Genomic DNA, 22,186 nt, shown 5'->3' with positions numbered 1-22,186 from the left:
GCATACTGCTTTCGAACAGGCTGCAAAATTGAAAACAACGACGTCAACAACTGATAAGCGCGAGGCGAGGCAAATGAAAACGGATTCAATCCGGCCGCAGCTCCAAGGGAGTGGCGTCGCGGGCGCCTCGGGGACGACACCGACTCGGTGCAACTCACGGGCCAACACAATCGCCATGACAGGGGGTGCAGGACGATGACCGCAGTAGCTGATGCGCCACAGACTGACATTGAGGGCGTCTCGTCGCCCAGGGCGGTCGTCATCGGCATCATGGCCGGCGAGGGCGTCCAGATCGGAGTCTTGCTGGATGCCAACGCGCCGGTCTCGGTGATGACCGACCCCTTGCTCAAGGTCGTCAACAGCCGGCTGCGGGAGCTGGGGGAGACGCCGTTGGAAGCGGCCGGCCGCGGCCGCTGGGCACTGTGCCTGGTGGACGGCACGCCCCTGCGCGCCACCCAGTCGCTGACCGAGCAGGACGTCTTCGACGGTGACCGGCTGTGGATCCGGTTCATCCCGGACACCGAGCACCGCTCGCAGGTCATCGAGCACATCTCCACCGCGGTCTCGGCGAACCTGAGCAAGCGATTCGCCGCGATCGACCCGGTCATGGCCCTTCAGGTCGGCGCGTCGATGGTGGCGACCGGCGTGGTGCTGGCATCCGGCGTGCTGGGTTGGTGGCGCTGGCACCACAACACGTGGTTGACCACAATCTTCGCCGGAATCGTCGGCGTGCTGGTGCTCGCGGTGTCCGTGCTGCTGTTGATGCGCGCCAAGACCGATGCCGAGCGCCGCGTCGCGGACATTCTGCTGATGAGCGGGCTGGTGCCGCTCACGATCGCGTCCGCGGCGGCACCACCCGGGCCGGTCGGCTCGCCGCAGGCGGTGTTGGGCTTCGGTGTCCTGACCGTCGCGGCGGCCTTGGCGCTGCGGTTCACCGGTCGCCGACTCGCGATCTACACCGCGATAGTGACCATCAGCGCGCTGACGACCCTGGCCAGCCTGTCCCGGATGGTTGCGGCCACCAGTGCGGTGACACTGATGAGCTGCCTGGTCCTGGCCAGCGTCCTGCTGTACCACGCGGCGCCGGCGCTGGCCCGGCGGCTGGCCGGTATCCGGCTGCCGGTGTTCCCGTCGGCCACCAGCCGGTGGGTGTTCGAGGCGCGGCCCGACCTGCCGACGACGGTGGTCCGGTCCGAGGGCGGCCCGCCGACCCTGGAAGGCCCGGCCTCGGTGCGGGACGTGCTGCTGCAGGCCGAGCGGGCCCGGTCGTTCCTTTCTGGCCTGCTGATCGGTCTCGGCGTCCTGACGGTCGTCTGCCTCACCGCCCTGAGCAACCCGCACACCCACGAACGTTGGCTGCCGCTGTTGCTGGCGGGATTCACCGCCGGGTTCCTGTTATTGCGGGGTCGCTCGTACGTCGACCGCTGGCAGGCCATCACCTTGGCCGCCACCGGGGTGATCATCATCGCGGCCGTGGCGGTGCGCTACGCGTTGGTGCTGTCGTCGCCGTTGTCGGTGTCGATCGCCGCCGCGGTCCTGGTGGCGCTCCCGACGGCGGGCCTGACGGCCGCCGCGGTGGTGCCCAACACCGTCTACAGTCCGCTGTTCCGCAAGTTCGTGGAATGGATCGAGTATCTGTGCCTGATACCGATCTTCCCGCTGGCGTTGTGGTTGATGAACGTCTATGCAGCAATTCGCTACCGGTAGCGGCTGGCGGTGGCGGCGCCGTGCGACTAGCGCGGCGCTGGCCGCGGTGGTCCTTGCGGGCGGGGCACTCGCCGGTTTGCCGCCCGCATACGCGATCACACCGCCGCCGTTCGACCCCGGGGCCATCCCGCCCGACAGCCCGCCCGGGCCGGTCGGGCCGATGAAGCAGGACAAGTACTGCAACGAGGTCGGGGTGCTGCCCGGTACGAACTTCAAAGTGCCGCCGAGATACATGGAGATGCTGAATCTCACCGAGGCGTGGCGATTCGGTCGCGGCGAAGGGGTGAAGGTCGCGGTCATCGACACGGGCGTGACCCCGCACCCGAGGTTGCCGCGGCTGGTTGCGGGTGGCGACTATGTGATGGCCGGCGGCGATGGGCTTTCGGACTGTGACGCGCACGGCACCCTGGTGGCATCCATGATCGGCGGGGCGACCGCCAGTGGGGCGGCGCTTCCGCCAGCGGCACCGCGCCGGCCGGTCACTGTACCCACGCAGGAAAAGCCGCCACCACCGCAGACTGTGACACTTTCTCCGGTGCCCGGCCCGACCATCACGATGATCCCGGCACCGCCGCCGTCGCCGTCGGAGGGGGCTCCGCCCGGCCCCGCGCCGGGACCGGGCCAGGCGCCGTCGGCCAACCGGGGCGGCGGCACCGTGACAATTCCGGGTTACTCCGGCGGCGGAAGGGTGCAACCCGTCGATCATCCGCGCCCGCTGGCACCGACGACCTCGGCCTCCCCGTCGCCGACGGCCTCGGCCTCGCCGTCGCCGTCGACCTCCACCTCAGCGTCGCCGTCGCCGGCATCACCCACACCCGCGGCGGCACCGCCTCCGGAGTCGACCGGGGCAGCTTCCGACGCCTTCAGCGGAATCGCACCTGATGTTGAAATCATTTCCATTCGGCAGTCCAGCCAGGCGTTCTCGCTGAAGGATGCCTATACCGGCGATGCGGACCCGCAGACCGCGGCCAAGATCGATGACATCCAGACGATGGCACGCGCGATCGTTCATGCTGCCAACATGGGTGCTTCGGTGATCAACATTTCCGAGGTGATCTGCATCAGCGCCCGCAATCCGATCGATCAGCGGGTTCTGGGAGCCGCCGTGCACTATGCGGCGGTCGAAAAGAACGCGCTGATCGTGTCTGCCGCTGGAGACAGGGGTGGGAAAGACTGCAAGGGAGAGAACCCGGCCTTCGATCCGCTCTCGCCCCAGGACCCACGCAACTGGAGCGGCGTGAGCACGGTCGTGACGCCCTCGTGGTTCAGCGACGACGTCCTCACCGTCGGCGCCGTCACCAGCCCAATCGGTAGTACCCCTGGCGGTCAGCCGTTGCCGCAAGTGAGCATCGCCGGTCCCTGGGTCTCGATCTCAGCGCCGGGAGACGACGTCATGGGTTTCTCGAATCGCGACGACGCTTTGGTCAACGCCATCGTCGGTCAGGAAAACAACTTGCTGCCGCCGCAGGGCAGCGGCTTTTCCACGGCGATCGTGTCGGGGGTCGCCGCGCTGGTGCGCGCCAAGTTCCCCGAGCTCTCGGCGTATCAGGTCATGCAACGACTCATCCACACGGCCCGGCCGCCCGCCCGCGGGGTGGACAACCAGGTCGGATACGGTGTCATCGACCCGGTCGCGGCGTTGACATGGGATGTCCCCCAAGGACCGCCCCAAGCACCCAAACAACTCTCGGCGCCGCTGTCGCTGCCGAAAGCGCCTCCTCCGCGCAACATGGCGCCGGTGTGGGTGGCCACCGGGGGCCTGGCCGCGGCATTACTGATAGGCGGAGCAGTGTTCGGTACAGCGACATTGATGCGACGATCGCGGAAACAACGATGAAGGCTCAGCGCAAGCTCGGGTTGTCCTTGTCCTGGCCGCGCGTGACCGCGGTGTTCCTGGTCGTGGTGCTCATCCTGGTGCTCGCCAGTCACGCCCCCGAGTCGTGGCAGGGACCCAACCGGGTGGCCTGGTGGGTCGGCGTCGGCCTTGCGGTGCTGGTGACGCTGTTGTCGATCGTCACCTATCACGGCATCACGGTCACGTCGGCTGTGGCGAACTGGCTGTGGGACTGGTCCGCGGACCCCGGCACCGCCCTGGGCGCGGGTTGTACGCCGGCGACCGACTTCAAGCGCCGCTTCGGGCGCGACACGGTCGGGGTGCGCGAGTACCGCGGCCAGTTGGTCGCCGTGATCGAGGTCGACGGCGCCGACAGCGATCACCCCGGTCGGCATCGCCACCGCCCGTCGGGATCGGCGGCGATCCTGCCGGTGGCAGCGGTCGCGGATGGGTTGCAGCAGTTCGATGTCCATCTCGACGCTATCGACATCGTCTCCGTGGAGGTGCGTGGCGGCGCGGAAGCCGCCCGGGCGTCGGCGTCGCTGGAGGAGTGGGGCCCGGAAGGGTGGGGCGCGAACGAGGCCACCGGCGAGCGGCCCGGTACCGACCGTCGCCGCACCTGGTTGGTGTTGCGAATGGACCCGCAGCGCAACGTGGGTGCGGTGTTGTGTCGCGACTCCCTGGCAGCGACTCTGGTGGCGGCCGCCGAGCGGCTGGTCCAGGATCTGGACGGACAGAGCTGCGCAGCGCGTCCGTTGACCGCCGACGAGCTGGCCGAGGTCGACAGCGCAGTGCTCGCCGACCTGGAACCGACCTGGAGCCGGCCCGGGTGGCGGCATCTCAAGCACTTCAACGGCTTCGTGACCAGCTTCTGGGTGAGCCCGGCCTACATCGACACCGAGACGCTGAACCAACTGTGGCTGTCCGACGCACCCGAAGTGGGGGCTACGGTGGTTACTGTGCGACTGACTACACGGGCGGGCCGGCCTCAATTGTCGGCATGGGTGCGCTATCACAGCGAGTCCCGACTGCCGAGGGAGCTCACGGCCGGACTCAACCGACTCACGGGTCGCCAGTTGGCGGCCGTGCGGGGCAGCCTGCCGGCGCCGTCCACCCGGGCGCAACTGGTCGTACCGAGCCGCGACCTTCGAGACCACGACGAGCTGGAGTTGCCACTCGGTCCTGACGCGGAGCACGTCACCAGCTCAGCAGCACAATGACACGCGCGCAGTCGACTGCCGAAGATGCCCGCAACGCGATGGTCGCCGGATTGCTGGCATCGGGAATCTCCGTCAACGGACTGCAGCCCAGTCACAATCCGCAGGTGGCATCGCAGATGTTCACCACCGCCACCACGCTGGATCCCGCGATGTGCGACGCGTGGCTGGCGCGGATCCTGTCCGGGGACCAGAGCATCGAGGTGCTTGCCGGCGCCTGGGCGGCGGTGCGGACTTTCGGCTGGGAAACCCGCCGGCTCGGCGTCACCGACCTGCAGTTTCGCCCCGAGGTGTCCGACGGCCTGTTCCTGCGCCTAGCCGTCACCAGTGTCGATTCGCTGGCTTGCGCGTACGCGGCCGTGCTGGCCGAGAACAAGCGGTACAAGGAGGCGGCCGATCTGCTCGACGCCACCGAACCGCGGCACCCGTTCGACACCGAGCTGGTCAGCTACGTGCGGGGGGTGCTGTATTTCCGCACCAAACGCTGGCCGGATGTGCTGGTGCAGTTCCCCGAGGCGACCCCGTGGCGGCATCCGGAGTTGAAGGCGGCCGGTGCGGCGATGGCCACCACGGCGCTGGCCTCGCTCGGCGTCTTCGAGGAGGCTTTCCGCCGCGGTCAGGAAGCCATCGAAGGGGACCGGGTGCCCGGTGCGGCCAACATCGCCCTGTACACCCAGGGCATGTGTCTGCGGCATGTCGGCCGCGAAGAGGAAGCAGTCGAACTGTTGCGCCGCGTGTATTCGCGCGACGCGAAGTTCACTCCTGCGCGTGAGGCTCTGGACAATCCGAACTTTCGCCTGGTCCTCACCGACCCGGAAACGATCGAGGCCCGAACGGATCCCTGGGATCCGGACAGCGCGCCGACCCGGGCACAGGCCGAAGCCGCCCGGCACGCCGAGGAAGCCGCGCGGTACCTCGCCGAGGGTGACGCCGAGCTGGACGCGATGCTGGGCATGGCGCAGGCCAAGAAGGAAATCAAACTCATCAAGTCCACCACCAAGGTGAATATGGCGCGCGCCAAGATGGGACTTCCGGTCCCGGTGACCTCGCGCCACACCTTGCTGCTGGGACCGCCGGGTACCGGAAAGACTTCGGTCGCAAGGGCTTTCACCAAGCAACTGTGTGGATTGACAGTGCTGCGCAAGCCGCTGGTGGTGGAAACCAGCCGCACCAAGTTGCTGGGCCGCTACATGGCCGACGCCGAGAAGAACGCCGAAGAGATGCTCGAGGGTGCGCTCGGCGGCGCGGTCTTCTTCGACGAGATGCACACGCTGCACGAGAAGGGCTACTCGCAGGGCGACCCGTACGGCAACGCGATCATCAACACGCTGCTGCTGTACATGGAGAACCACCGCGACGAGCTGGTGGTGTTCGGTGCCGGTTACGCCAAGGCCATGGAAAAGATGCTCGAAGTGAATCAGGGTCTGCGGCGGCGCTTTTCGACGGTCATCGAGTTCTACAGCTACACGCCGGCTGAGTTGATAGCGCTGACCCAGCTGATGGGTAACGAGAACGAAGACGTCATCACCGACGAAGAGGTCGCGATCCTGCTGCCGTCGTACACCAAGTTCTACCTCGACGAGACGTACTCCGAGGACGGCGACCTGATCCGGGGCATCGACATGCTGGGTAACGCCGGTTTCGTGCGAAACGTGGTGGAGAAGGCTCGTGATCACCGCAATTTCCGGCTCGACGACGAAGACCTGGACGCGGTGCTCAACAGTGACCTCACCGATTTCAGCGAGGCGCAGTTGCGCCGGTTCCGGGAATTGACGCGGGACGACCTGGCCGAGGGACTCAGCGCCGCGGTTGCGGAGAAGAAGAGCAACTGAGCTAGCACGCGGCGCGCCGAAATTCGGGTTCGGCTAACTTCCTGCCGGCACCGCCCCGGCCCGATACGCTGTGTGAAATTCGGGCCAGAACTGGCGGGGTCGTCGCGTCCGGCAAATCTCGCCGGGCGGCTTCATCCCGATTGAGCAACCCTGGTGGCGCTCCCGTGCCCGGACGGTGACGGGAGGTGGGGCCGCGCTGATCCAATCCTGTCTGTAATTCGATGACCCTTTGTTTCCCGATCCGGTCGCGGCGCACGGGCTATCGGCACCATCCCGATACCGCCAGAACGGCCAAGGGCCCGTAGCTGGGTCGGATCATCCTCCAAAAGGAGAAGTCCGATGTTTCTGGCTATGCCATTATTCCGCTGCGCCGCAATAGTTTTCGCCACCCCGGCAGACGCCGCGGTCGGCTGAGGGACGGTGTCGGCAATGGATTTCGCAGCATTACCACCGGAAGTCAACTCACTGCGCATGTACTGCGGGCCGGGCTCGGCGCCGATGCTCGGGGCCGCGGCGGCCTGGGATCAGCTCGCCGCCGAACTGCATGCGACGGCCGCCGCGTACGACACGGTGCTGTCGGTGCTCACCGGTGACGGCTGGCTCGGACCGGCGTCGGAGGCGATGCTGGCCGCGGCCACACCGTATATGGCGTGGATGCTCAGCACCGGAACGCAGGCCGAGGAGGCCGCCACGCAGGCGGCGGCGGCCGCGGGGGCCTACGAAGCCGCCTACGCCATGACGGTGCCGCCGGCCGAGGTCGCGGCCAACCGCGCGCAGCTACAGCTGCTGGTCGCGACCAACTTGATCGGGCAGAACACCTCCGCGATCGCGGCGACCGAGGCCGCCTACGGCGAGATGTGGGCCCAGGATGCTGCGGCGATGTATGGCTATGCCGTCAACTCCGCCTCGGCCGCGACCCTGAGCCCGTTCGCCCAGCCGGCGCCGGTCGCCGACGTGGCCGGCCTGGCCAACCAGGCGTCGGCGGTCACGGCAGCCGCCGGGAGCGACGCGGCTTCTCTGACGCAATCGGAGCTACCGCAGCTGATGTCGTCGGTTCCGGCTGCGCTGCAGAGCTTTTCGGCACCCGCTGCCGCGACGGCCGAGCCTTTCCCGGGCGCCGATCTGCTGGCCGACATCCTGAACTTCCTGGACGGCAACGACGGGAACCCGTACGGGATCTTCCTGAACTCCAGCCTGGTGAACGGGTTCGTTTCGGCCGGCTACATCAGCCCCGCCATCGTCGCTCCCGCGGTGTTCGCCGGGTTGGCCGATATCAACGCGGTAGCGCTCGGTGCGCAAGAAGGTGCGGAGGTGCCGGGGATGGGGTCGGGTGCGGGGAACGCGCTGCCGATTCCCGCGGATGCTCCTGGGAACCCCATCAGCCTTCCGCCGTTGACCGACACCGCCACGGTGTCGATGACCACCGGCGCCGGGGTGACGGCGGCGACCAATCAGTCGGCAGTGGTGGGTCGTTTGTCGGTTCCGCAAACCTGGACGGCCGCGACCGCCGTGGCCAATTACGCCGGCACCGCCAACCCGGGCGGGGGCTGGACGAGTAATGCGGTCGCTCCCGAGGCCGCGGCGGGCATGCCGGGAGTACCCGGCGTGCCGATCGGGGGCATGTACGGCAACAACTTCGGTAATCCGCCGCGGTACGGATTCCGGCCGACGATCATGGGGCGCCCGCCGGCTGCTGGATGACAGGAGGGAGCAACCGCGAAGTTGGACCGACAGTCGTCCAACGGTTGGTCGAAGGAGGTGCCGGTATTGGATTTCGGAGCACTCCCACCTGAAGTCAACTCTCTACGTATGTACACCGGGCCCGGCTCGGCGCCGATGCTGGCCGCGATGCAGGCCTGGGACGCGATTGCCGCCGAAATGCATTCCAGCGCAACAGCATACGAGTCGGTGATCTCGGGCTTGATCAGCGAAGGCTGGCTGGGCCCGACTGCCGCGACGATGGCGGCCGCGGTCGCGCCCTATCTGACCTGGATGAGCGTGACCGGGTGGCGGGCCGCGCAGACGGCCAGTCAGGCCGCGGCGGCAGCGGCCGCGTTCGAGACGGCATTCGCCTTGACGGTGCCACCGGGTGTCGTGGCGGCCAACCGGGCGCGCCTGATCGCACTGGTCGCCACCAACTTTCTGGGCATCAACGCGCCGGCGATAGCGGCCACCGAGGCGGAATACGCCGAGATGTGGGCACAGGACGCCACGGCGATGTACGGCTACGCCGCCAGCGCCGCAGCCGCTGCCGTGCTCACACCGTTCGGCGCACCCGACGAGACCACCAGCCCGTCGGGACCGGCCGACCAGGCCGCCGCGGCGAACGATCCCGTTGGCCAACTGCTGCAGGAACTCGCCGCGCCGGCCGCACCCCTGGACATCCTTCCCCAGTCGGGCCTACTCGTCGACGTCCTGAACTTCCTGGACGGCAACGACGGGAATCCCTACGGGATCTTCCTCAACTCCACTCTGTTCAACGGGATCTTCTCAGCCGGCTACCCGGCGCCGGCTCTGCTCGTGCCCGTGGTCACCGACGCGATAGCAGACGTCAACGCGGTGACACTGGCCCAAGAAGCGGCCAACTCGATCCCGCCGGCGGGTCCCGATGCCGGCAACGCGACCTGGTCGGGCGCGACGGTCGCCCGATCGGCTACGGGCAGCGTCGCGGCCGGAGCCAACCAGGCGTCGTTGGTCGGGCGACTGTCGGTGCCACCGAGTTGGACTTCGGCCGTCGAGGCCGGCAATCGCAGCGGCGTCGGGTCAGTGCCCGGTCCGTCCGGCACGGCTGCCGCGGCCGCGACCGGCGTCCCCGGCATGCCGGGCATGCCGGTAGCCAGTCCCTACGCACGCCACTACGGCAACGGACCCCGCTACGGCGCGAAGCTGACGATAATGCCGCGTCCACCGGCCGCCGGATAACGATTTTTTCGCCGACGACGGCATCCCGAGTCCCGGCATATTCGGGTACCCATAAGCCCATATTCGCCGGGTATGGAATTCCTCAGCCGAATTGCATAATGCCCGGAGTTTTGAGTTGACGCGACGCGCTTGGAGTGCCACTATGGCTTTCGCATGCACCTCGCTAGGTGAGGCGTCTGCACGGACATAGGCCACTGACCTCGAACGTCGAAAGACGCCCAGGGTCAGGACAGCTCTTCCCGGCTTAAGGGTTGAGCCCAAGTGGCTTCCAGCGTTTCCGCTGGATACGCCGTGTGGTGCCAAAGCTCTGTCGAGAGGGGTGCTTGGTCCGGCTGGGCTCGTCTGCCCGCCGGACCTCATCCCTGCGTGTCGTGCGCCCGGCATCCCCGCATGCCACGACCCAGAGGAGGTGAGAGCGGAGTGAGTCCCGACGACAGTCCCTATCCGAGATCGAAGACCATTTCGTTTCGATCCGACCCGGGCATTGTTTTCGCAATCTGATCGCTGTTTCCGATAAACGCGACCCGCGCTCGCCGACTTTGCGATGCGCTTAATTGGTGTGCGCGGAAATAACCGCAGAATTGCTATTTCGGCGACCCGAGTCGGACTCGTTCATCGACATCTCGGGTCGCCCGGTGCCGTCACCGCGCCCGGCGTCCCTCGACCGGCCGAGGAGGCACCGATGACCGCCGCACTGGATTTTGCCGCGTTGCCGCCCGAAGTGAATTCCGCGCGCATGTACGCCGGGGCCGGGTCGGCGCCGATGCTGGCTGCTGCGTCGGCGTGGAACGGGTTGGCTGCTGAGCTGCGTGCCACCGCGCTGGCCTATGACGCGGTGCTGTCCGCGCTGACCGGGGAAGAATGGTTCGGCCCGGCATCGGCATCGATGGCCGCCGCGGCAATGCCGTACGTGGCCTGGTTGAGCTCCGCCGCGGCGCAGGCCGAGCAGACCGCCGCGCAAGCCGAAGCCGCGATGGCGGCCTACGAAGCAGCATTCGCCGCCACCGTGCCCCCACCGCTGATCGCGGCCAACCGGGCTCAGCTGGCGGCACTGATCGCCACGAACGTCATCGGTCAGAACACTCCCGCGATCGCCGCGACCGAAGCCCTCTACCTCGAGATGTGGGCGCAGGATGCCGCCGCGATGTACGGCTACGCGGCCTCGGCGGCGGCAGCCACCGAGCTGAGCCCGTTCGTCGAACCCCAGCAGGCCACCAGCGCCAGCGGACTCGCGGCGCAGGCCGCGGCGGTCGACCAAGCGGTCGGCGGGTCAGCCGTCTCAGCGCACAGCACGCTCTCACAGCTGATGTCTGCCGTACCGGGCGCACTGCAGGGACTGTCCGGCGCCGACGGCGGTGCGGGCTTGTCGGACGTCGCGAACGCGTTGCTGACCGGAACCGGGTCCTCGAGTTGGGGCGACCTTCTGGAGGTGTGGGGTCCCAACGCCAACATCTGGAACACGATCACGTCGACGGGCATTTTCACGCCGGGCTCCACCGTCGGGACCCTGTCGAGCTTGTTCGGTGCCTCGGCGATGTCCGACGTGGCCGGCACCGCCGCGGACGTCTTTCCTGCGGCGGTCGGTGAGACTGCATCGCTCGAATCCGTACGCGGGATCAGCCCGATGGCCACGGCGGCGGCCGGCAATGCCGGCAGCATAGGCAGGCTCTCGGTGCCGCCAGGGTGGACCGCGACCGCCCCGGTGGCCGGCCCGCTGCATTCGGCGCTCGGGGGGACACCCATGATCGCCCCGCCGCCGGCAGGCACCCCAGGCATGCCCGGGGTTCCGCTGGGCAACGTCGCGGGCCAGTCCTTCGGTCGGGCCGTCCCACAGTACGGGTTCCGGCCCACCGTGGTGGCCCGCTCGCCGGCTGCGGGATGACGCGGGGCGGGCGCTACCTCGAGCCGTAGCGCCCTTCCCAGCAAACGGTGGTTTGCCGTTGTCGTTGCCTTCGGCGCGCCGGCGCGTCAGGGCAGTGACCACCATCACTTCACCGGTGAAACCGGGCGATCACGACTGCCTTGATGTGATTGGCGGCATTGGCGTCGAATGCAGGGCAGGACGCTCGAATCGATCTCGTCTGAACGGATTTTCGTGGTCGTCGACGTTTCTTGATTTCCGTGCACACATTCGGTGCATTTATCCCGGTAAAAATTGGTTCCGTCGCAGACTTTGTATTTGCCGGTTAACAAACGTTGCGGTGAGTTCACAACCAGTCAGGCGGCACGGAGATCCCTCGTTTACCTCGCGATTACGTCAGCGGAACGCCGCGAAAATAACTCTCCGTGAGCATATCTTTTGCCAGGCCCAAGCCTGAAGCGAACTTCACGGGGTCGAACCCTTACCGGCGCGGCGACGCTGCAGCGCACCGACACCAACACAGCCGGCAAGACATACGGGGGTGCTACGCATGGACTACGGAGCGCTGCCGCCCGAGATCAACTCCGGGCGCATGTACACCGGTCCCGGCGCCGGTCCGATGCTGGCAGCGGCACTGGCCTGGGACGAGCTCGGCGCCGAATTGCACACCACCGCAGTCAATTACGCATCGGTGATCGACGGATTGGTCGTCGGGTCGTGGCAGGGCCCGACGGCGATGGCGATGGCCGCCGCGGCCGGACCCTTCGTGTCATGGATCCACGCCACCGCCGTCCGCGCCGCGGAGGCGTCCGCACAAGCCAACGCTGCCGCCTCGGCATACGAAACCGCTTTTGTGGCAACCGTTCCGCCCCCGGTGATCGCCGCCAACCGCGCGCAGCTGTCGGTTCTGATCGCCACCAATATCTTCGGACAGAACACTCCCGCCATCGCCGCGACCGAAGCCCACTATCTGCAGATGTGGGCCCAGGACGCCATGGCCATGTACGACTACGCCGCCACGTCGGTTGCCGCCAGCCAATTGACACCGTTTACCGAGCCGCCGCAAACCACCAGCGCGTCGGGCACCGCGGCGCAGGCGGCGGCGACCGCTCAGATCACCGGTAACTCCGCGGCCGCGGTGTCGCTGCCCGCGGCGCTCGGTGACGATCTGGCGAACTGGAACACCATCATGGGGACCCTCACCGGACCGTTCTCGCTGCAGGGCTGGACTTCCATTCCGGGTGGCCCGTTCTTGTCCTTCGGACAGCTCTACGCCTCCGCGCAGAACGTGCAGGGACTGCAATCCTTCTTCGCACCGGCACAACCCGTGACCGGCGCACTGGCACCGATCGCAGAGTCGATCAGTCCGCATCTGTCGTCGGCAGCAAGCCCGGCCGCGGCCACCATGGGCCGCGCGGCCCTGGTGGGCGGCATGTCGGTGCCCCAGGGCTGGACGACGGCGGCACCGGCGATGAGAGCCGTTACCGCAGCACTGTCCAGCACCTTGACCGCAGTACCCGCCGCCGCACCGGCCGCGGAGGCCGGCGTGTTCGGACAGATGGCCCTGTCCAGCCTTGCCGGGCGCAGCCTCGCGGCTGCGATCAGCGGCTCGCGCGGCGGCAGTGCTGCCGTGGCGACGTCGCTGGGCGGTGTCATCGCGGAGGCCGACCCGGCGGCGGCCATGATCTTCGTGCTCCCGCCGCTCGAGGACTGATTTCGATGCAGTTTCCAGGCAGGGGGTGACCGGGGATGTTCTACGCAGCGTTTCCGCCGGAGGTCAATTCGGGCCGCATGTACACCGGGCCGGGATCGGGACCCCTGCTCGCCGCCGCGGCCGCCTGGGACGGCCTGGCCGCCGACCTGCAGGCCACCGCCGCGTCGTATGCGGCGGTGATCGCGAATCTGACCAGCGGTCCCTGGGTGGGTCCGTCGTCGGTGGCCATGGCCGCCGCGGCGACACCGTATGTGACCTGGATGAGCGGCACCGCCGCGCAGGCCGCCCAGGCCGCGCGCCAGGCCAACGCCGCCGTCGCCGCCTACGAGACGGCCTTCGCCGGGCACGTGCCGCCGGCCGAGATCGCCGCCAACCGCAGTCAACTCGCCTCGTTGGTGGCGACGAACATATTCGGGCAGAACACCGCGGCGATCGCCGCGGTCGAGGCGCAGTACGGCGACATGTGGGCACAGGACGCCGTCGCGATGGACGGCTATGCGGCCTCGTCCGCGACAGCGAGCGAAGTGACCCCGTTCGTCGAGCCACCGCAGATAGTCGACGCGTCGGGGCTGGCGAACCAGGCCGCGGCGACCGGGCGGGCCGCGGGCACCGCGGCAGGCACGGCCGCGCAAACGATCCTGTCGGCCGGTAATCCGGTATCGGGGATCCTGGAAGTGCTGGCCGGCCTCAGCACCGACTACACCACCACCGTCACCGGACTGCTCAACGGCCTCTTCGGGTCAAGTGGCGCATCGACTTTCACGACGCTGTACTCCGCGGTGAAGGTTCCGCTGAGTTTCAGCACCCAGTTCAACAACGTGGGGTTGCTGGCCAACTTTCCGGCATCGCAGTTCCTCAAATTCGGCCCGAAGTCGGCGTCCGCACTCGGCGAACTGCCCAAGGACGCGCTGGGCGGCGGCTTGACGCCGCACTGGGGTCGCGGCTGGCTGACCGGCGGCATATCTCCTAGCGCCACAGCCAATTTCGGACGCGGGACCCTGGTGGGAGCGCTGACGGTGCCGCCCAGTTGGACCGCCAACACTCCGGCCATCAGAACGGTTGCCGCGGCTCTGTCTGCCGCCGGACCGCAACCTGTGCCGGCCGCCGAACTCGGGCAGGGCACCTTGTTGAGTTCGGTGTCGGCGGCGGGTATGGCCGGAAGCGCCTGGGGCGCCGGCGCTTTGCGTCCGGCGACGAGTGCGCGCAGTCGCCTCAAGCCGGTCACAGACGATCTGAAATCGCCGGAGATGCTCAGACGCATGGTGGCGCGGATCTCCGAGCGTCCGGACAGCGTCCAGCACCACACCGTGGACAAGGAGGGTCTGGACAGCCTTCTGGAACATCTGGCGAAAATGCCCGGCATCCATGCCGTGCATCTGACGAATGGTGACAGAGCCAAACTCTGACCGCCCGATACCCGGTCAGGCTGACGAAGAGGAGAACTCGTGTCGCGTATGGTGATGGCGCCGGTGCTGGCATGCCTCATGATCGGCCTTGCTGCACCGGCATACGGCGATCCAGGCGACGACGCGGGTTTCCTGGGCGCGTTGCGTGACGCCGACATCGGCTACAGCAATCCCGGACAGGTGATCGGCTCCGCCCAAGCGGTGTGCACCTGCTTGAACAACGGTGAGTCGGGCTTCGAGCTGGTACATGACGTCAAAAAGCGCAACCCGGGCTTCAGTCTGGACGCCGCAGCCGAGTTCGCCGTCATTTCGGCCAGATACTATTGCCCACAACAGCTCGTCCGCAGCTGACCGGTAAACGGCATTTCCCACATCTATCTGTAAGAGCCCCGGCGCGGCTTTGCTGCCGTCAATGACATTTCTTCGCCGAATTAACTCGGAAAAGGAACCGCACGCGTCGAATCGCCGACCGGAATTGCCCGCTATATACGGTCGGCAATTGCCGTTGTACCGAGGATATTCGATGCCTCCCGGGCCATGCGGTTGCTGCTCCAGGCGTGGAATCATGCGGAGTGCTATTGGGATAGCTGGTGAGTTTCGTATGAGTTCGGCAAGCCCCCCGGCGCAGTGGCAAACCCGTGATTACGATGGCTGGCACAGAGGGACCGGAGGGGAATAGATGGACTTCGGGGCGCTGCCGCCAGAAATCAACTCTGGACGAATGTATCTGGGGGCAGGATCCGGACCGATGCTGGCTGCGGCCGCCGCGTGGGACGCATTGGCGGCCGAGTTGCACTCCAGCGCAGCGGCCTACAGCTCGACGGTCGACGGGTTGGCCGTCGGCTCGTGGCACGGGCCGGCAGCTATGTCGATGGCGACGGCGGCCGCGCCGTATATCGCGTGGATGACCGCGACAGCGACGCAAGCGGAGCACACGGGCACCCAGGCCAAACTCGCCGCGGGCGCATACGAGGCCGCCTTCGCGGCGACCGTGCCCCCGCCCGTCATCGAGGCCAACCGCGCGCTGCTGATGACGTTGATCGCCACCAACATCCTCGGGCAGAACACCGCCGCGATCGCCGCCACCGAAGCGCAGTACGCAGAGATGTGGGCGCAGGACGCTGCCGCCATGTACGCCTACGCGGCGTCCTCGGCGGCCGCCACGCAGTTGACGCCGTTCACCGAACCACCGGAGACCACCGACCCTTCGGGCGCGGCCAGGCAAACCGCGGCGGTATCCGAGGCCGCCGCTGCCTCCGAGATCCAGTCGGGATTGTCCCAACTGATGACCGCGGTGCCCAACGCACTGCAAGACGTGGGTCCGGCGGCAGCCGCTCCGGCGGCGACGACCCCCGTCGGCTCGGTGATCGAAGCGATCTCACCGTTCGCCGTCGGGATCCGGCCGTTCTTCGCTGCCATCACCGGCGCCTACAGTCCCATCATCGGGTTCGTCCTGTTCGGCGGCTGGTGGTTGTTCGCCGGGCAGATTCTGGGTCTGTCGCAGAATGCGCCCGGGGTCGCTTCACTCCTGAACTCCGGCGGGAAGCCGCTGGCCGGTCTGTCGCCGCTGCGCGGCGGCTACGTCGCGTCGGTGCCGGCGGGCGTGTCCGGCGCGATGGGGCAGTCCACGCTGGTCGGGTCGCTCTCGGTGCCGCAAGGCTGGGTGACTGCGGCACCGGTGATGCGGACCATGGCATCGATGCTGCCCGGCGCGAGCGCGGGGGCGCTTCCGGCAATTCCCGCTGCGGCCGAGGGCGGCCTGTTCGGCGAAATGGCCATGGCAAGCCTGGCTGGACGCGCGCTGGCCGGCGCCAGCATCCGCACCACCAGTAGTGGCGCCTCGAGCATCACCGGCGGCGTTGTCGCCGGCGAGGACGTCGCCACCACGGCGACCATCATCGTGATACCGGCGGACTGACCGATGACCTCAGCACACGAAAGGCGCAGCTGATGAGTTTCGCGGTGCGGCCACCGGAGATCATCTCCTGGCAGATTTACACCGGCCCGGGCGCGGGCCCGATGCTCGCGGCCGCCACGGCCTGGGACGCGCTGGCGACCGAACTCCAGTCCACCGCGGCTTCCTACGGTCTGGTCGTCGACGGATTGGCCAACGAGTCGTGGACCGGCCCGTCGTCAGCAGCGATGGCGGCGGCCGCCACCCCCTATGTGGCGTGGATGGCAGCGACGGCGGCGCAGGCCAAGGTGGCGGCCGACCAGGCGAAAGCGGCCGTCAGCGCGTACGAGGCAGTATTCGCCGCGGTGGTACCGCCGGCGGAGATCGCGCTTAACCGCAGCCAGCTGGCGTTGCTGGTCGCGACGAACATTTTCGGCCAGAACACCGCTGCCATCGCCGCCCTGGAGGCGCAGTACGGGGAGATGTGGGCGCAGGACACCGCGGCGATGTTCGCCTACACGAGTGCGTCGGCGGCGGCCGCCAGGCTCGAGCCCTACACCAACCCACCACAAGTCGCCGACCCGGTCGGCCTCGCCAACCAGCAGGCTGCGGTCGGCCAGTCCAGCGCCCTGGCCGCCGGCACCGCGGCCGCGACCGCGGCTGCGACGGCCGCGCCGACCGCCGCACCGGTTTTTCCGTTCGACATCGTCCTGCAGGTCTTCGAAGCTCTCGGCAGCGGCGGCAGCTCGTACATGCAAGCCATGGGCCAGCTCCTCAATACCCTGACGGGCACCCCGGTGGCCGCCACGACATGGGAAAACATCTTCGGGACCTTCGCCGACATCGGCCGGTTCAGCACGGTGGCCAACGACATCATGAGCATCCCCAACCTCGGCATGACCGAGTTCAAGCTGTTCTGGAAGCCGCCGTTGGAGGACATCCCGAAGTCGGCTCTGGGAGCGGGACTGGGAATGTCGCCGTCGGCCGGCCTGACCAACGCGGTATCGGCGGGTACCGGCCAGGCCAACGTGGTGGGGAAGTTGTCGGTGCCACCGAGCTGGGCATCGGCCACACCGGCGATCCGGATGGTGTCCGACGTGTTGCCGACCACGAGCATGGCCGCGGCACCGGCAGCAGCGATCCCGGCCGACCTCGTCAACCAGATGGCTTTGGGCAGCCTGACCGGTGGTGCCGCAGGCAGCGTGGCGGCCCAGGTCTTCAGCGGCAGCGGGGCAAGGGCCCGGGCCAACGGCGGAAAGGGACCCGTAGAGCCGGTCAAGCTGGACAGCGTGATCGCGAAGCTCCAACAGGAGCCCGAGGCCGTGCAGCATTGGAACGTCGACAAGGCCGGGCTGGACGGTCTGCTGGAGAGGTTGTCGAAGAAGCCCGGCATTCACGCGGTGCACGTTTCCAACGGGGACAAACCCAAGATCATGTTGCCCGAGGGGCAGGGGTAGCTGTTGAGACTTCTGTCAGCGGTTTTCGGCGTGGTCGCGATGGTCGCTGTCGCCGCACCGGCCCACGCCGACCCCGGAGGCGACGACGCGTCGTTCCTGGCCGCCCTGCGAGATGCCGGCATCAGCGTTCCCAATCCGGCCCAGGCCATTACGTCCGCCCAAGCGGTGTGCGGATTGATGCGGAACGGTGAAACCGGTCTGCAGGTGCTGACCGACGTGAAGAACCAGAATCCGGCCCTCACTCTGGATGGCGCGGCGCTGTTCACCGCCATTGCGTCGAACACCTACTGTCCCGAACATCTGGGACAACCCGAGGGCGGCTACTTCTAGCGAGACCCCGGTTCGCCTGGGCTCCACCTGGTGTTAACCCGAAGCTGATTGGCTGCCGGTCGGTGATGTAGCAGTCCGTTTCGATCAACACAGGGGTGGTGCGGTGCAGACGTTGAGCATTGCCGATTTCGCACTCCGGCTGTCCGTCGGAGTCGGATGCGGCGCGCTCATCGGACTCGAACGCCAATGGCGCGCCCGGATGGCGGGGTTGCGCACCAATGCGCTGGTGGCCGCCGGTGCGACGCTGTTCGTGCTCTACGCCGCGGCCACCGAGGACAGCAGCCCGACCCGGGTCGCCTCCTACGTGGTATCCGGCATCGGATTCCTCGGTGGCGGGGTGATCCTGCGCGAGGGAGCCAACGTCCGCGGGCTCAACACCGCCGCCACCTTGTGGTGCTCCGCGGCGGTCGGGGTGCTGGCCGCATCCGGGCACCTGGTATTCGCGTTGATCGCCACCGGCAGCGTCGTCGTCATCCACCTGCTGGGCCGCCCGCTGGGACGGCTCATCGATCACGACAACTCCGGCCAGGAAGACGAAAGTCTCGAGCCCTATCAGGTGCAGGTGATCTGTCGCCCCAAGTCCGCGAAGTATGCCCGGGCCCAGATCGTGCAGCACACCAGCAGCAACGACATCATCCTGCGCGGGATCCACACCGGCCAGGGCGGTGACGACAACATCGCACTGACCGCCCACGTGCTGGTCGACGGTCATTCGCCCGCCAAGCTGGAGCGGCTGGTGGGCGAACTGTCGTTGCAGCCGGGGGTGTACGCGGTGCACTGGTATGCCGGCGAGCAGAGCAGTCCCACGCTGCCCAATCCGCAGTCCGACTGATCAGGGCCGGGCCTGGAGGTCGGGGGCGGCGGCGGCCAGCAACTCGTCGCGACGTCCCGTCAGCGGGGGATAGATCCGCCGGGTATTGATCGTCTGCTTGGTCGCCTTGGCCCGCGCGCCCTGGGCCGCTAACGTGCGATCCCAGCCCTCGGTGTAGACCGCCCCGGCGGCTCCGAGGTCGAGAACCGTTACGTACCAAGGGATCCGCAGTGTCAGCAACGGCTGGTCGAACAGATCGCTGATCACGTTGTAACCGGCATAGCGCCCCATTGGCCGCCCATGTTGACACGACATCACCGACAGATGGTCCTCGTCCATCCGGGCGGCGGCCACGTCGCCGGCGGCAAACATCGACGGTACCCCGATGACCCGCAGGTGATCGTCTACGGCCACCCGTCCCAGCCGGTCGCGGGTCACGGGTAACTGCTCGGTGAGCGGACTGGCGCGCATCCCCGCGCACCACACCACCGTCTCCGCGGCGAGTTGCTCACCCGAGGACAGCAACGCCCCGTGCGGGCTGATCGCCGATACCCCTACTCCTGCCCTGGTCTCGACACCGTTGTCCGACAACGCGTGAGCGATGACTGGCTGCGCCGACGCGCCCATGTCGGAGCCGATCACGTTGTGGTCGACCAGCAGCACCCGCGGCGTCAGTCCCAGGGCACGCAATCGGCCGGGCAGCTCGCAGGCGACCTCGATCCCGGTCAGCCCGGCGCCGACCACGACCACCGTGGCCGTCGCTTGGCGGCCGGCCAGCTCCTGCAGGTGGTGTTGCAGTCGCAGTGCTGCGTCGTAGGTGTCGACGTCGAAGGCGAACTCCCGCAGTCCAGGCAGGTCGGGCTTGCTCAGTCGGCTGCCCGAAGCAAGAACCAGACGGTCATACGGATAACTCGCGCCGGCAGCGGTGGTCACGGTCTGGGCGTCGGTGTCGATCGCGGTCACCTCCGCGGTGACGTGCCCGACACCCACGGGTTCCAGCAGATCGCTGAGCGGGATGCGGCAAGCACTCAGGTCCGCCTCGTAGTTGCGCACCCGGATGTCGTGAAATGGTGTGGCGCTGAGCATCGTGACGTCCACAGTCCCCGGCGCTACGCCGAGTTCGTCGAGGCGGCGCGCCGCCCCCAGCGCCGCCCACAACCCCGCGAATCCGGAGCCGATCACCACGACCCGGATCAACCGGACAACACCGTGCGGATCTGGCCCAGGGTCACTTTGGCCTTATGGCCGGGCAGCAACATCCACGTGTGCATGCCACCCTCGAGTTCGTACCAGCCGATGTCGAGACCCTCGCCGATCGCGCGCTTGCGGAAGGCCCGCGCATCGGGGTTGAGCACGTCGTGGGTGCCGGTGAAGACCGACAGGCGCGGCAGCCCGTCCAGCGGTCCCATGCTCGGGCTGAGCAGGGGGTGATCGAGGGGGTCGCCGGCGGCGTAGCGGAGGCCGGCCGCGCGCAGGTCGTCGACGTTGAGGAACGGGTCGATCTTGGCGACCGTCAGCACCTCGGGGTCCGGCAGCCCCAGGTGCATCCAGGGGGAGAGCAGTAGCGCGTCGGTGGGTTGCGGCAACCCGGCATCACGCACCGCATGGCACAGCGCGAATGCCATCCCGCCGCCAGCCGAATCTCCTATGAAAGCAATGGAATTCGGATCCTGCGCATCCAGCAGGCGACGGTAGACCTGCAGCAGGAACGGGAACACCTGGCGGTAGCTGTGTTCGGGGGCGATCGGATAGATCGGCACGGTGATGGTGCGGCGCAGCGTGTGGGCCAGCCTGGCGATGGCCGGCCAATGAAAGTGTGGCAGCAGATCGAGCACGTATGCGCCGCCGTGTAGGTAGAGCACGTGGCCGGCCAGCTCGTCGGGAGCGATGTGTCGGGGGGTCACCTGATAGACCGGGCGACCGCTGAGGTCAGTGCGGGTGACCTCGACTTTGTTCAGCACCAGCTTCGACGGCCGCCCACAGTAGGGCGGACGCGGATGGGCCGCCCAATATTCCAGCTTGGCCGTCGGGAACAGCCGGTTGCGGACGCCGGACGCGCGCAGCAGCCGCTCGGCGACGCGGGGTTTGGGTATCGGGCGGATCATCCTCGCCTTCAGTTCGTCGTCTTTTCGTGAGGGGCCATGGCGTTAAGTAATCTGTCCATTGTGAGTGGTTTGACGGGCTTTTTCTCGGCACTGCCTGCGGAGATGCGGGATCCGGTGTTGTTTGCGATTCCTTTCTTCCTGCTGCTGCTGACGCTGGAGTGGGCCGCGGCCCGCAAGTTGGAGAAGCTCGAGTCGGAAGAGACCGGTGCAATCCCAGCGGATCCGAGGCCATCCTCCGGGTCGTACCTCACCCGGGATTCGATGGCGAGCATCTCGATGGGATTGGTGTCGATCGCGACGACCGCCGCCTGGAAAGCCCTGGCGCTGTTCGGATACGCAGCGATCTATGCCTATGTCGCTCCATGGCACCTCCCTGCGACCAAGTGGTACACCTGGGTCGTCGCCTTTCTGGGGGTCGACCTGCTCTACTACCTCTATCACCGTGTCGCCCACCGTGTCCGGCTGATTTGGGCTACCCACCAGGCTCATCACTCAAGCCAATACTTCAACTTTGCCACCGCGTTGCGCCAGAAGTGGAACAACAGCGGCGAGATCCTGATGTGGCTGCCGTTGCCGCTGCTGGGGCTGCCACCCTGGATGGTGTTCTTCAGCTGGTCGCTGAACCTGATCTATCAGTTCTGGGTGCACACCGAACGCATCGGCAGGATGCCGCGGTGGTTCGAGTTCGTCTTCAACACCCCGTCCCACCACCGGGTGCACCACGGCATGGACCAGCCGTATCTGGACAAGAACTACGGCGGGATCTTCATCATCTGGGACCGGCTGTTCGGCACCTTCCAGAAGGAGCTGTTCCGTCCGCACTACGGTCTGACCAAACAGGTCGACACGTTCAACATCTGGAAGCTGCAGACGCACGAATATGCGGCGATCGCGCGGGACTGGCGATCGGCGCGACGGTTGCGGGACCGGCTCGGTTACGTTTTCGGCCCGCCCGGTTGGGCGCCGCGCCGGGCCGAGCAGCCCGATGCGGCCGCGCCGCTGGCCACATCTCGGTAACGCGGCGGCCACTTTTCACGAAAGCTTCAGTGTCGGGGATATAACGCGGTGACCGCACCTGCCGGTCGGCGCTTTGTCA

The 22,186-nt window shown here is 67.5% G+C and carries 17 protein-coding genes and 1 riboswitch; of the genes, 15 read left to right on the top strand and 2 right to left on the bottom strand.

All coding sequences use genetic code 11. The features are described 5' to 3' along the window. Positions 1–195 precede the first annotated feature (195 nt). The 14 genes from eccD (at position 196) to AC5Y4D_RS03820 (ending at position 19,006) form a co-directional block, all read left to right on the top strand. On the top strand, positions 196–1,707 hold the full coding sequence (eccD, locus tag AC5Y4D_RS03885; protein ID WP_500036421.1) for a type VII secretion integral membrane protein EccD: 1,512 nt from the start codon (positions 196–198) through the stop codon (positions 1,705–1,707). Continuing rightward, a complete protein-coding gene (locus tag AC5Y4D_RS03880; protein WP_500036420.1) occupies positions 1,685–3,544 on the top strand; it encodes a S8 family serine peptidase in 1,860 nt (619 codons plus the stop codon). The genes eccD and AC5Y4D_RS03880 overlap by 23 nt, the downstream gene beginning before the upstream one ends. Then, positions 3,541–4,761: a type VII secretion protein EccE gene (gene eccE / locus AC5Y4D_RS03875; RefSeq protein ID WP_500036419.1), complete on the top strand. Its 1,221-nt coding sequence runs from the start codon at positions 3,541–3,543 to the stop codon at positions 4,759–4,761. Before AC5Y4D_RS03880 ends, eccE begins: the two co-directional genes overlap by 4 nt. Then, positions 4,758–6,590, top strand: coding sequence for a type VII secretion AAA-ATPase EccA (gene eccA, locus AC5Y4D_RS03870; protein WP_499942458.1), 1,833 nt, complete (start codon positions 4,758–4,760; stop codon positions 6,588–6,590). Before eccE ends, eccA begins: the two co-directional genes overlap by 4 nt. Positions 6,591–7,019: 429 nt before the next feature. Next, on the top strand, positions 7,020–8,291 hold the full coding sequence (locus tag AC5Y4D_RS03865; RefSeq protein ID WP_500036418.1) for a PPE family protein: 1,272 nt from the start codon (positions 7,020–7,022) through the stop codon (positions 8,289–8,291). Positions 8,292–8,357: 66 nt separating this feature from the next. Beyond that, the gene (locus AC5Y4D_RS03860) at positions 8,358–9,512 is read left to right on the top strand and encodes a PPE family protein (RefSeq protein ID WP_500036417.1); all 1,155 of its coding nucleotides are present in this window, start codon (positions 8,358–8,360) and stop codon (positions 9,510–9,512) included. Positions 9,513–9,664: 152 nt separating this feature from the next. Beyond that, positions 9,665–9,838: riboswitch (M-box (ykoK) riboswitch) on the top strand. A 356-nt stretch (positions 9,839–10,194) separates the two neighbouring features. Beyond that, positions 10,195–11,394, top strand: coding sequence for a PPE family protein (locus AC5Y4D_RS03855; protein ID WP_500036416.1), 1,200 nt, complete (start codon positions 10,195–10,197; stop codon positions 11,392–11,394). A gap of 529 nt (positions 11,395–11,923) precedes the next feature. After that, complete coding sequence (locus AC5Y4D_RS03850) at positions 11,924–13,087, top strand: PPE family protein (RefSeq protein WP_500036415.1); 1,164 nt, start codon at positions 11,924–11,926, stop codon at positions 13,085–13,087. A gap of 35 nt (positions 13,088–13,122) precedes the next feature. Then, positions 13,123–14,493: a PPE family protein gene (locus AC5Y4D_RS03845; RefSeq protein WP_500036414.1), complete on the top strand. Its 1,371-nt coding sequence runs from the start codon at positions 13,123–13,125 to the stop codon at positions 14,491–14,493. 48 nt (positions 14,494–14,541) lie between these two features. Then, the gene (locus tag AC5Y4D_RS03840) at positions 14,542–14,844 is read left to right on the top strand and encodes a DUF732 domain-containing protein (RefSeq protein WP_499942854.1); all 303 of its coding nucleotides are present in this window, start codon (positions 14,542–14,544) and stop codon (positions 14,842–14,844) included. A 328-nt stretch (positions 14,845–15,172) separates the two neighbouring features. Then, positions 15,173–16,411: a PPE family protein gene (locus AC5Y4D_RS03835; RefSeq protein WP_500036413.1), complete on the top strand. Its 1,239-nt coding sequence runs from the start codon at positions 15,173–15,175 to the stop codon at positions 16,409–16,411. A 32-nt stretch (positions 16,412–16,443) separates the two neighbouring features. Continuing rightward, positions 16,444–17,844 (top strand): PPE family protein, encoded by a 1,401-nt coding sequence (locus AC5Y4D_RS03830; protein ID WP_500036412.1) that lies wholly within the window; start codon positions 16,444–16,446, stop codon positions 17,842–17,844. A gap of 39 nt (positions 17,845–17,883) precedes the next feature. Continuing rightward, positions 17,884–18,174 carry a DUF732 domain-containing protein gene (locus tag AC5Y4D_RS03825; protein WP_499942852.1) on the top strand — a complete coding sequence of 97 codons (291 nt, stop codon included), beginning with the start codon at positions 17,884–17,886 and terminating at the stop codon, positions 18,172–18,174. A 103-nt stretch (positions 18,175–18,277) separates the two neighbouring features. Next, a complete protein-coding gene (locus AC5Y4D_RS03820) occupies positions 18,278–19,006 on the top strand; it encodes an MgtC/SapB family protein (RefSeq protein ID WP_499942445.1) in 729 nt (242 codons plus the stop codon). On the opposite strand, the gene AC5Y4D_RS03815 is transcribed toward AC5Y4D_RS03820, so the two are convergent. Together AC5Y4D_RS03815 and AC5Y4D_RS03810 are read right to left on the bottom strand one after the other, a co-directional pair. Then, a complete protein-coding gene (locus AC5Y4D_RS03815) occupies positions 19,007–20,182 on the bottom strand; it encodes an NAD(P)/FAD-dependent oxidoreductase (RefSeq protein ID WP_500036411.1) in 1,176 nt (391 codons plus the stop codon). Continuing rightward, positions 20,179–21,090 carry an alpha/beta hydrolase fold domain-containing protein gene (locus AC5Y4D_RS03810; RefSeq protein WP_499942441.1) on the bottom strand — a complete coding sequence of 304 codons (912 nt, stop codon included), beginning with the start codon at positions 21,088–21,090 and terminating at the stop codon, positions 20,179–20,181. Before AC5Y4D_RS03810 ends, AC5Y4D_RS03815 begins: the two co-directional genes overlap by 4 nt. Before the next feature lie 60 nt (positions 21,091–21,150). On the opposite strand from AC5Y4D_RS03810, the gene AC5Y4D_RS03805 reads away from it, so the two are divergent. Next, a complete protein-coding gene (locus tag AC5Y4D_RS03805) occupies positions 21,151–22,107 on the top strand; it encodes a sterol desaturase family protein (protein WP_499942440.1) in 957 nt (318 codons plus the stop codon). Positions 22,108–22,186 lie beyond the last annotated feature (79 nt).

Source organism: Mycobacterium sp. NGS67 (genome assembly GCF_059812185.1).
Note: the sequence above shows the minus strand (reverse complement) of the source record. Positions and strands in the feature narration are given on the sequence as shown.